This is a genomic window from Zoogloea sp. (assembly GCF_041914405.1).
In the GTDB taxonomy this organism is placed as follows: Bacteria; Pseudomonadota; Gammaproteobacteria; order Burkholderiales; family Rhodocyclaceae; genus Zoogloea.
In genome coordinates this window covers 42,445-52,619 of the sequence record NZ_JAYSDK010000024.1, presented here as the reverse complement: position 1 = coordinate 52,619, position 10,175 = coordinate 42,445, and the positions used below count along the sequence as shown (strand labels likewise).

7 protein-coding genes and 1 pseudogene are annotated in these 10,175 nt (G+C 61.5%); 3 read left to right on the top strand and 5 right to left on the bottom strand.

The genetic code is table 11. The annotated features are described in order from the left end of the window. A pseudogene (locus ACE3RX_RS14965) lies at positions 1 to 988 on the top strand (hypothetical protein); the annotation flags it as partial. A gap of 284 nt (positions 989 to 1,272) precedes the next feature. Here ACE3RX_RS14965 and ACE3RX_RS14960 read toward each other — a convergent pair. Further along, positions 1,273 to 1,953: a Crp/Fnr family transcriptional regulator gene (locus tag ACE3RX_RS14960; RefSeq protein ID WP_374485335.1), complete on the bottom strand. Its 681-nt coding sequence runs from the start codon at positions 1,951 to 1,953 to the stop codon at positions 1,273 to 1,275. A 123-nt stretch (positions 1,954 to 2,076) separates the two neighbouring features. Further along, positions 2,077 to 3,828: a DUF4214 domain-containing protein gene (locus ACE3RX_RS14955; protein ID WP_374485333.1), complete on the bottom strand. Its 1,752-nt coding sequence runs from the start codon at positions 3,826 to 3,828 to the stop codon at positions 2,077 to 2,079. A 190-nt stretch (positions 3,829 to 4,018) separates the two neighbouring features. On the opposite strand from ACE3RX_RS14955, the gene ACE3RX_RS14950 reads away from it, so the two are divergent. Beyond that, complete coding sequence (locus ACE3RX_RS14950) at positions 4,019 to 5,143, top strand: acyltransferase family protein (RefSeq protein WP_374485330.1); 1,125 nt, start codon at positions 4,019 to 4,021, stop codon at positions 5,141 to 5,143. A gap of 10 nt (positions 5,144 to 5,153) precedes the next feature. Here the strand turns inward: ACE3RX_RS14950 and ACE3RX_RS14945 are convergent, their stop codons facing one another. Genes ACE3RX_RS14945 through ACE3RX_RS14935 form a run of 3 tightly spaced genes read right to left on the bottom strand, consistent with a single transcriptional unit; the run spans position 5,154 to position 8,869 of the window. After that, positions 5,154 to 6,437, bottom strand: coding sequence for a hypothetical protein (locus ACE3RX_RS14945; RefSeq protein ID WP_374485327.1), 1,284 nt, complete (start codon positions 6,435 to 6,437; stop codon positions 5,154 to 5,156). Next, on the bottom strand, positions 6,434 to 7,486 hold the full coding sequence (locus ACE3RX_RS14940; protein ID WP_374485323.1) for a glycosyltransferase family 4 protein: 1,053 nt from the start codon (positions 7,484 to 7,486) through the stop codon (positions 6,434 to 6,436). Before ACE3RX_RS14940 ends, ACE3RX_RS14945 begins: the two co-directional genes overlap by 4 nt. A 24-nt stretch (positions 7,487 to 7,510) precedes the next feature. Further along, on the bottom strand, positions 7,511 to 8,869 hold the full coding sequence (locus ACE3RX_RS14935; protein WP_374485319.1) for a class I SAM-dependent methyltransferase: 1,359 nt from the start codon (positions 8,867 to 8,869) through the stop codon (positions 7,511 to 7,513). A 177-nt stretch (positions 8,870 to 9,046) separates the two neighbouring features. Between ACE3RX_RS14935 and ACE3RX_RS14930 the strand changes: the two genes are divergently transcribed. Next, the gene (locus ACE3RX_RS14930) at positions 9,047 to 10,168 is read left to right on the top strand and encodes an acyltransferase family protein (protein WP_374485317.1); all 1,122 of its coding nucleotides are present in this window, start codon (positions 9,047 to 9,049) and stop codon (positions 10,166 to 10,168) included. Positions 10,169 to 10,175: the final 7 nt, after the last annotated feature.

Sequence of the window (10,175 nt, the reverse complement as noted above, 5' to 3'; positions counted from 1 at the left end):
CACAGCGGCCAACCTGGTGGCGCATCACAGCTACACCGACGCCACGGCCTACAAGCTGAGCGCGAATGCCACCGACCTGTCGACCACCGATGCGACGACCCTGGAAGGCATCACGGGGTTTGACGCCAATGGCCACACCTTCACGGTGCTGGACACGGCGGCCAACCTGGTGGCGCATCACAGCTACACCGACGCCACGGCCTACAAGCTGAGCGCGAATGCCACCGACCTGTCGACCACCGATGCGACGACCCTGGAAGGCATCACGGGGTTTGACGCCAATGGCCACACCTTCACGGTGCTGGACACGGCGGCCAACCTGGTGGCGCATCACAGCTACACCAACGCCACGGCCTACAAGCTGAGCGCGAATGCCACCGAGACCGCGACTGATGCTCATACCCTGATTGGCCTGACCGGTTTCGACGCCAATAGCCATCTCATCACCGTAAACGCGGACGGTACTGGTAGCTTGGATTTCTCATCCTTCACCGGATCACTTGCCATTATTGGTGATGCGAATGCCAACACCATCGCCGGTGGTGCTGGTGCCGACCAGCTGACTGGTGGTGCTGGTGTGGATACGTTCGTGTTTGCGACTGGTGACTCCACGTTGGCAAACATGGACACCATCACCGACTACCGTGCGGCGGGTGGCGACAACGCAGGTGCGCTGGATCTCATCGACCTGACGGGTGTTTCGGCACAGGTTGGAGATGCAACCGGTGTGGTCTTTGATTCTGTAACTGACTTCGGCCCTGGGACTACACTGGCTCAGACTTTGGATGCGGTCGCATCTGCGAATTCGGTAAACAACGGCACGTATGTATTCACCAACAATGGTGACACCTACGTCTACATTGAGTCAGCTGGTGGTGCCAATACCTACCAAGCGGGAGATACCGTGATCAAGATCATAGGGACTCCTTGGGTAGCGGGTACCGATGTCGGCACCTTGGGTGTCGACGGCATCGTCGTCGGCCCCTAATTTTCCCCGGAGACGCCGCCTACCCCTGTAGGCGGTGCTGGTGAGAACCTCGGAGCCCCTGCTGCCCAAAAGGCAGTGGGGGCTCTTTTTTGTGCGCTCGACGCCGTCGCACCCCGACCGCTCACCGCCTTAACATCCTCGTGGCCGACCTCCGCCGAGGTCACGCCGACACCGCGCCCCTTCCGGTTCCCGCCGGACGGGGCGCTTTCTTTTGTCCCGCTGACGAGGAGTCAGATGTGACTCGTTTATTTCGCCTAATTGTTATGGGGCTGCGCTGCTCGCAATCACCCCTGCCCAGCCATCTCAGCCAGTTTGTCCGGCTGGCGGATGATCAGGCGGCTCATGTCCTTTTCGACGATCCCTTGTGATAGCAGTTCGTTGAGGGCTCGGGAGACGGTTTCGCGGCTGGTGTTGATCATGATGGCGATTTCCTGCTGGGTGGGCAGGGTTTCGATCTGGATCAGGCCGCCGGGGGAGACGCGCGTCAGGCTGGCGAGGAGTGCGTAGACCCGCTGGTAGGCGTTCTGCATGCCGAGGAGGGTGCGGATGTCGGACAGTTGCCGGATGCTGCGGGCGAGGTGGGCGAACATCATCGCGGCGGCGCTGGGCTCTTGGTAGAACAGTTCTAGCGCGTGTTCCTTGGGGAGAAAGGCGACTTCCGAGTGACTGAGGGCGATGATGGACGCGGAGCGCGGGAGTCCGTCGATGACTGCGAGTTCGCCAAAGAAGGCGCCGGGGCTGATCAGGTTCAGGCCGACTTCGCGGCCGTCGGCGGTGACGCTGGTTGCCTGCAGCTGGCCGAACAGCAGGAACAGCAGTGCGTCGCCTTTCGAGCCTTTCGTGACGACGGTTTCCCTGCGGGCAAACGAGCGTACCGTCATCACCTTGGACAGTCTTTCCAGGGTGGCGGGGGATGCCTGAGATAGCAGTGGGATGCGTTTAAGGACATCCTGGGAAAGGGTCATGTCTCTATCTGGTTTCTTTTATCTGGCGAGATGCACGCAATACTATAGGGCATAGTGCAGCGAGCGTGGCGCTGCAAAGAAAAACGCCCGGTTGCCCGGGCGTTGGAAGGGGCGCTAGGCAGGTCAGACGCTGGTGTGATTTACCTGAGTGTACAGGGTGTCAGTAGTGTCTGCGTAGAAGCCGGTGGTGGTCCCTACCAGCGTAACGTCACCGGTGGTCCAGTTCAGGGCGCTGACCTTGGGGTAGTAGTAGTCGGTGCTCTTGTTGATGACCGTGGCGGTGTAGGCGGCAGTCTTCTCGTACAGCAGGAAGTCGTTGGCCATATTCGGGTTGGTGCCCTGGTTGGATTCGTACACGAACAGATGATCGCCGCTGCCGGAGTACATGGCCACGGTGTTGCCCTTGACGGACACGTCGTCGGTGCTGATCGTGTAGCCGCTGCGGTTCTGGATTGCCAGCTGCTTGTCGACCGTGAAGGTCGGGTTCTTGCCGGTGCTGTCCATGCCGATGGTGAAGAACACCTGGCTGCTGTCGTTGTTGACGACGAAATGGTTGTTGCCCAACGCTACCGGCGTGCCGTAGGGCAGGTTGGTGTCCAGGGTGGCCAGCGGGGTCAGGGTGTTGTCGTAGATGTAGGCGTTGTTACCGTTCCACACCGCCAGCGTGTGGTCGCCAAGACTGGTGATGGTATTGGCATAAATGGAGGTGGTGCCCTTGGACAGCACATTCAGGTTGCTGTCGGTAATGACGACTTCGCCGCTGTAGCCGAGCAGGGCGATCTGGCCGTTGCCCATCTGGGTGGCACTGATGAACTTCTCGTCGCTGCCGGTGGAGGTCGCATTGTCGAAACGACGCTGGCTGACGGCAGTCAGGGTGTCCTTGTCGAGCACCACGGCGAAGGCGTCGTAGCTGTCACCGATGACGTTCTCGCGGCCATAGACGAGGATGTTGCCGTTGCTCAGCTGTTTGACGCCATTGATATCTACGTAGGTGCTGGAGCTGTTGAGGTCGCCGAGGGTGACAACCTTCTGCAGGTTCAGGTTGCTGTCGAAGGTGGCGAGGTAGGCGTCGCTGTAGTTGTAGGTGCCATAAGCCACCACCTTGCCATCGTTGAGGGCTACCAGGTCGCTCAGGGTTTCGTTCTTCAGGCCGGTGGAGCCGAAGTCGATCGACTTGGCGGGCTTCATGTCAGCGCCAAGTTTGACGATCCCGACGTCGTAGGAGCTCTGGTAGTTGGTATTGGAGTGGGTGACGGAGGCGTAGCTGCCCAGATATATGGCATCTTGGCCGAGCAGTACGTCGGTGTTGTTGTACGAGAAACTCTGGTAGTCGTACTCCATGCCCTTGTAGATGGAGCCCAGCGTGCTGTTGATGCTGTTGGTGATTTCGGTGCTGCTGCTGGTGGCGGTGACCTTGCTGAGCAGGTCGCGGGTTGCCGTCAGCGCGCTGCTGTCGTAGAGGTGATCGGTGTTGGTGCTGTGCAACTGGTCGGTGAACTGCTTGCATGCTGTTAGCTTCTGGCTGATCAGCGCGGCGTCCGAGTTGGTGGCGCCGTTCAGGATGGCCAGCGCAGCGCCCTGCAGCGTGACGTGGCCGTTGCTGACCTCCCCGGCCCAGTAGTTGAGACCTGCGGTATCCGGCGCGCGGTTAAACATCTGCTGGTAGATCTTGGTGATCTTGTCGCTGGCGCTAGCGTTGCCATACAGGTTATTCGACTCCACCGAGTTGCCAAAAGCGTCGATGATGGCGGCCAGGTTGCCGCCGTTCTGATCGAGGACACTGGCCCAATATTGCTGACCTGCGTAGTCGGCTGGGCGGCCGTAAAATGCGATGTATGCTTTTTGAACAGTGTCCAGGCTGGTTTGCGTCGCCACGATTGTTGTCTTCCTTTTTGTTGTTAAAGCGGTGCGTTGGGGCAATGGATTGCTAAATTAGCATTATTGGATATGCTGAACTGTTCTGCGTTTTTAGCATATTCAAGTGATTTTGAGTGTTAAGGTTTTGTGAGCATTTTCACGTTCAATGCATCATCTGACAGTGTTTTGCACCTGAATGGAGAATTGGGTGGCGGAGAAAGATCAGCGTTGGGTTTCGCTGGATGTATTGCGTGGGCTGGCGGTTCTGCCGGTGCTGCTGCTGCATGCATCGGAAGTCATGGTGGCCATGCACGGGATGGGGAACGCATTGCAGCGAAGTTGGCTGCATGTGCTTTCGGAGTTCGATGCGGGACGTTTCGGCGTGGCGTTGTTCTTTATTGTCAGCGGTTTTGTGGTGCCGTTCAGCCTTCCGCTGGGGGGCGGGGCACGTGTCGGGACGACGCTGGCGGGTTTTGCATTGCGGCGCGCGGCGCGCTTGTACCCGGCCTATTGGGTGAGCATCCTGCTGTCGGTGGTGTGCATAAAGCTCTACCACGACAGCATTCCACTGGCCGAGTACAACTGGCATCTGCCCGCGTCCAATGTGCTGATGCTACAGCGTTTCGTGGGATGGCCCGATCTGGAGGGGATTTATTGGACCTTGCAGATTGAACTGGTTTTTTACGTTTTGTGCGCGGGGCTGTTTGCGCTGGGACGTCTGCATGGTTCCAGAGTGCCGGCATGGCTGGTCCCTGTGTGCGTGATTGCTTGGTGGCATTGGAAGACGACGCTGCATCCGGTGGTGGCGGAAACCCTGCGCCATTTGCCACTGATGTTCATGGGGGTGCTGCTGCGACGGGTCGTCGATGGCCAGGATCGCAAGACGGATAGGGTCGTGCTGGTCGCGGGCGCTTTGTTTTACTGCGTGGGCTTGCCCTTCTCGCTAATGTATGGGGCGTTGCTGTCCGGTCAGATCGAGGGGCCGTTACGGGCCGCCTTCCCGTTTGCAGGGGCGCTGGTCGTCTTCGCGTGCGGGGTGTTCGTGTTGCCGCTCCGTACCCGCTGGCTGGCCTGGGTGGGACGTATCAGCTATTCGGTCTATCTGGTGCATCCCGCGGTCATGTATGGCGTTGCGAAGGTCTATGAGAGCCGCTGGGGTAGCGGACATGGCGCGATGACGGCCCTGTTCTGGACCATCGGGCTAACGCTCGCGGCATCGGCAGCGCTGCATCAGGTGGTGGAAAAACCGGGGATCCGTGTGGGGAGTCGATTGGTCAAGCGTTGGTTCGCACCGCAGCTGGCCGGCGCTCGGCGGGCGCCGGCTGCGGGTTGAGACGTTGGCTTCAGTCGAACAGGTCGCCGATCGCGTGCGGGATGAAGGCCTGCCCGGCGATGAATTCCGCGGATAGCGCGCCTGCCCGGTGTGCCATCTGGCAAGCCAGCCAGCGGGTGTGCCAGGAGGGCAGTCCGGATCGGCACAGATCGAGGAACCGTTGCGCGTAATGCTCCGGGGCGTGTGCGGCCAGTTGGCGGGCGCCGGCTTCGCCAACAGCCTGTGCCTGGGCGGGGGTCGCAGTAAGGCGGCGGAGCAGTTGGTCGATATCCGCTGCCTCGTGCTCGGGACGGATCTTGAAGACGCTCGCGTCGGGCAGGCTGGCGTACCAGCCGGTGTCGGTGACCGCAGAGGCCAGCGCCCGCGACCAGATGCGGAGCTGGCTACCTGATGCTTCGCCCATGCTTGGGTAGCGTAGGTTTAGGGCGAGGTGGGCCTTGTCGAGCAGGTTGTCCAGTGCTTGGTGGCTGACGAATCCGTGTAGCTGAGCCTGGCCGGCTAGTCCGTGTCGGGTCAGCCGTTCGGTGACGAGGTTGGCAGCCCACAACTCGCCGCATATATCCAGCCGGATGCGCGCGCGTACGGGGCTGGCGGCCCAGGCGTCGATGAATTCGAGCAGGCGCCGGTTGGGGCCTGTAAAGCCGAAGGAGATGATGCGGAGGGGTGTGCCGTCCGGCCGCTGGGCGCTGACTGGGGTCGTGGCTTGCGGGTAGGGCAGGGGCAGGGTGTGGATGGGCACAAGTGGGAGGCGCTGGGAGAGCTCGGGCTGCAGGCACGGGTTGTGGGTTAGCACGGCGAGCGCACCGTCCAGTACGGCCTCGCAGAGGGGAAACTGTTCGGCGGCGATGGCGGGTGACAGCCTGCCGGCATTGACGGCGAGGGCGGCCTTGTAGCCGTGATCGCCGTACAGGCCGGCCATCAGTTCGATGTAGTGCTCGCTCTGTTGCGGGGTGTCCCGGTTGCCATGGACATTCAGCATGCCGCAGACGAATTCATGGACCGCGAAATCGTGTAGGACGACCAGCCCGGGATGGCGCTGCGCCGTAGTCCAGATCGCGCCGTGAAAGTCGGCGTTGTTGCCGATGTGATAGACGTTGAGGTCGGCCTGGTTCAGTTCGGTGGGGCCGAGGTCACGGATTGCCCGTACCGGGTAGGGGAAATCGACAGGTGCCTCCGGTCCGTCGTGGCAGAACACGACCTCTGCGGCCGCCGCGAGATGAGGCGCCAGCCGTGCAGTGTAGTTGGCGATGTCGGTGCGGGCCGGCGGCAGTGGCGAAAACCAGTGGATCTTCATGATGCGAGTAGGGTGTCCACGACATTGCGCCAGCTGACGTTGCGGGCGGCATAGAGGGCCTTGCCCTCCCGGCCCCAGCGCTGGGCACGGGTCCTGTCGGACCACAGTTCGTCCATGGCGGCGGCAAGCGCCTCGGCGGTGGGCGCGCAGGACAGGCCGGTCTGTCCGTTCTCGACGAATTCCAGCGGGCCACCGGCATCCTCGGTGGTGATGACGGGCTTGGCGGCGAGCATCGCCTCAAGGGTGATGTAGCCGTAGTCCTCGTCGATCGGCGGGTAGACCACGCCCATGCTGCGGGCGTAGAGGCTGAGCTTGTCTTCTTCGCTGACGCGGCCGGCCCAGGTGATCCGCGAGGCGACGCCGAGCCGTTCGGCGAGCGCCTTGAGTTCCTCGCCATAGGCCGGATTGTCTGCGGCGCCGGCAAAGACCACGCTGACGGGCTGCCGGGTGTGGGCCAGTGCTTCGATGACCAGCGATTGGCGCTTGAGCGGATTGAGGCGGCTCGGGAAATACAGGTAGGGCTCTGCGTCGGCATTGTAGAACGCCTCGGCATTGCCGGGGGGGTGATAGAGGGGCTGGCTGTCGATGCCGCAGAAGTGCTTGAGGCGGCCGGCCACGTTGCGGGAATTGGCGTAGATAGCCTTGGCTTCAGGAATGTAGCGGCGGTCAGCCTGTTCGATCGCTCCGATGACGGCACTGCCCTGTTCCTGATGAATCAGGTCGGCATACAGGGGGTGATTCTTCAGGTCGTAGGCGGTGCGGTGCTGGTGCAGGATCCACAGTACCTTGTTGGGGTGTGGAATCAGGTAGGCCGGAAACTTGAGGCCGATGACCCGGTCGATCTTCTCGCCATTGGCTTCTTCCAGGTCGAGCAGCCGGCAGGCGAGGATATGGTCGATGATCTTGGGGGCCGGGTACCACTTGAACGGGATGGCGACCATTTCCGCTTCCACGCCGCTCTGGCGTAGGGCGGCCAGCAGGTTTTCAGCGTGGATCTCGGCTCCGCCGCGGATGAACGGCACCTGGGTGGTGGCGACGACGACTTTCATGGGTGGGCAGTAAGGCGTAAGGGGTTAGCGGCGGGCGATGAGAGCGTAGTCCTGGCCGATAAACAGGCGTTCGAGCAGTTCGGCCGGGATGCCGGGCGGAAGCGTGTCGTAATTTACGTTGCCGCGGGGATGGAGGCGCAGGATGTCGACGCTGGCGAAACCGTGACTGAGCACCCGGAAACGCGTCGGCTCGGGCGGCAGAGGGTTGAGGTGGGTCGGGTCGTTGTAGAAGTTGCAACTGCCGACGATGAAGTTCTCGGGGTTCGGCGTCTCGAGAATGAGCAGCCCGCCGGGGCGGAGCGCATGCCGTGCCGAAGCGATCAGGCGGTCGAGCAGTTCGCCCGGGATGTGCTCGATCAGGTGAAAGGCGGTGATCAGATCCAGGCTGCCGGGGGACTGGCGTGCCATGTAGGCGACCGCGTCGTCGTTGAGGACGTCGAGCTGCTTGCCCTGGCACAGCTCGCAGACCACCGGATTCAGGTCGACGCCGCGCGCATTGAAGTGCTGCTCGCGCATGAGCTCGAGCCATTCGCCCCGGCCGCAGCCGATGTCGAGTACCCGGACACCTGCGTTTAGGCCGGCCTCGGCGAGTACGGGCAGGTAATCCTGCGCGAACTGCGCCTTCACGTTGGCAGGATGGCCGCGGAAGTGGTCTTCGAAGGCGACGTAACGCGCCGCATCGTTGCTGGTGACCACCGGGGGCTCGGGCAATGGGGCCGTTGGACCAGGCGGTGCCGTCGGCAATTCCATGGCGGTAGAAGTGCCGCGGTTGATGAGGAACTGGATCCACTGAGCCTGCATCTGGATCGTGCTACGGCTGACCCGCAAGTCGTCTTCCAGGTTCGAGATGCGGGCTTCCATGCGTTTCAGGTAATGAACGTCCTGGGATAGCCGCTGATTTTCCTGCTCATGGGTGGCCACCGCGGTGGTGAGCTGCTGTATATCTCGTGTGCTGGTGGAGTGCGCCGTGCGCAGGAATGCCTCGACTTCGTCCAGGTGCTCCTGCAGGTGATCACGGGACTGGGTCAGTTCATGGCTTATGAACCATTGGTTCCGCGTGTAGAGCTGCAGGAAGTCGCGCCATGCATTGAGCTGTGCGAGCCCGGCGGTGCGTTGTTCCCGGAACAGCAGTTCGTAGAGGCGGAGAACGAGCTTTCTGACCGGTTTGAAGCGGAGCAGGGGGAGCCGTTCCAGCCGGCCCGGCAGGCTGGAGCGTACCTGGTACTTGTTGGCCGCCTGGTCCAGGTGGGATTCGATCAGTGCGATTAGCCGTTCCATGTCCGGCGCGCTTGAGCGGGCATCCTGTCCGGCGGTTCGTCTGCGCTGTTCAAAGGCTTGCAGGAAGGCTTGTGCTGCCTGCTGCTTCAGTTCGTTGTTATGCATCAGTCAATTCTCTTGGCATTCCGGTACGTGCCGGCCTGCGCCGTTCAGTCGGCTGCGATGATAACCCGCTACCCGTACGCTTCGCATCGGGCGGGCGCGGGCGCACATTGATTTGATATAGTCTGGGCGCCCTCATAACTGACTATTTCGAGCTGTCGGCCGGCGTTTGAGTCGTGTTTGCCGGATGACGACGGGTACTGGATCTCCATGCGTTCTCTCAATCTGGCTTACGAGCCCAGGCTGGACCACATCCGCTGTCTGGCGGCGTCAATGCTGTTCCTGTTTCATCTCTATCACTTGAACTACCTGCACTGGCAGCCGGCGGCGGACCGGCCATGGCTGGCGCTGCTGGTCGAGGGGCATACCGGCGTCGGCCTGTTCTTCACGCTGTCTGGCTTTCTGTTCATGTCGATCGCGCTGCACTACGATCACCTGAATTATGCGGACTTCGTGCGCAACCGGTTCCTGCGCATCTTCCCGCTTTTCGTAACGGTGTATTTCATCGCCATCTCGGTGAGCCGCGACCGCTTCAATGCCCAGGATTTTCTATATCTGTTCTTCTCGAACCTGGGACAGGCTCCGACCTCGAATTCCTTCATCACCGGTGCGGCGTGGACGATTTCGGTGGAGTTCACCTTCTACCTCGTATTTCCCTTCTTGGCACGCTTTGCAAAGGAGCAGGGCGCGCCCTATCTGCTCCGCCTGCTGGTGCTGATGCTGGTGTTCAAGGTGGGCGCCTATTTCGTTACCGAGCACAGTACCCACATGTTTTATTCGACCTTGCTGGGGCGTTTCGACCAGTTCCTGATCGGCATGCTCGCGGCGGTGCTGTCGGTGCGCTGGAAGCCGCAGCTAGCACGCAGCGGGGGGCCGTTGCTGATCGCAGCGGTGGCCCTGGTCGTGGCGGCATGTACGGTGCAGGCGCGTTACGCCAGTTATTTCCTGCCGCAGCCGAAGCAGGTCTTCTGGATCTTTTGGTCGTTCATCGAGTCGGGCTGCTGGGCGCTGTTCATCTGCGCCTGGCTCGTTGCGCCGCTGCGCATCCCAGGCTGGCTCGACCGTGCCCTGTGCAGGGGCGGCGAGATCAGCTTCTCGTTCTACCTGCTGCATGGCCTGGTGCTGTTCATCCTCCACGAGTTGTTGGGCGAACTAAAAATAACCGGAAGAGTCTGGCTCGACGGCGGCGTCCTGGTGCTGATTGCCTATCCGCTGGTGTGGATCGTCGCCAGCCTGAGTTATCAGTCTATCGAGAAGCCTTTCCTGACCCTGCGCCGCCGTTACGGAGAAGGGGCTGTCTGAGGTGGGG

Bases quoted from the DNA above. Each gene is read 5' to 3' on its own strand.
- ACE3RX_RS14960 (WP_374485335.1), bottom strand. From the start codon at position 1,953: ATGACCCTTTCCCAGGATGTCCTTAAACGCATCCCACTGCTATCTCAG.
- ACE3RX_RS14945 (WP_374485327.1), bottom strand. From the start codon at position 6,437: ATGAAGATCCACTGGTTTTCGCCACTGCCGCCGGCCCGCACCGACATC.
- ACE3RX_RS14940 (WP_374485323.1), bottom strand. From the start codon at position 7,486: ATGAAAGTCGTCGTCGCCACCACCCAGGTGCCGTTCATCCGCGGCGGA.
- ACE3RX_RS14935 (WP_374485319.1), bottom strand. From the start codon at position 8,869: ATGCATAACAACGAACTGAAGCAGCAGGCAGCACAAGCCTTCCTGCAA.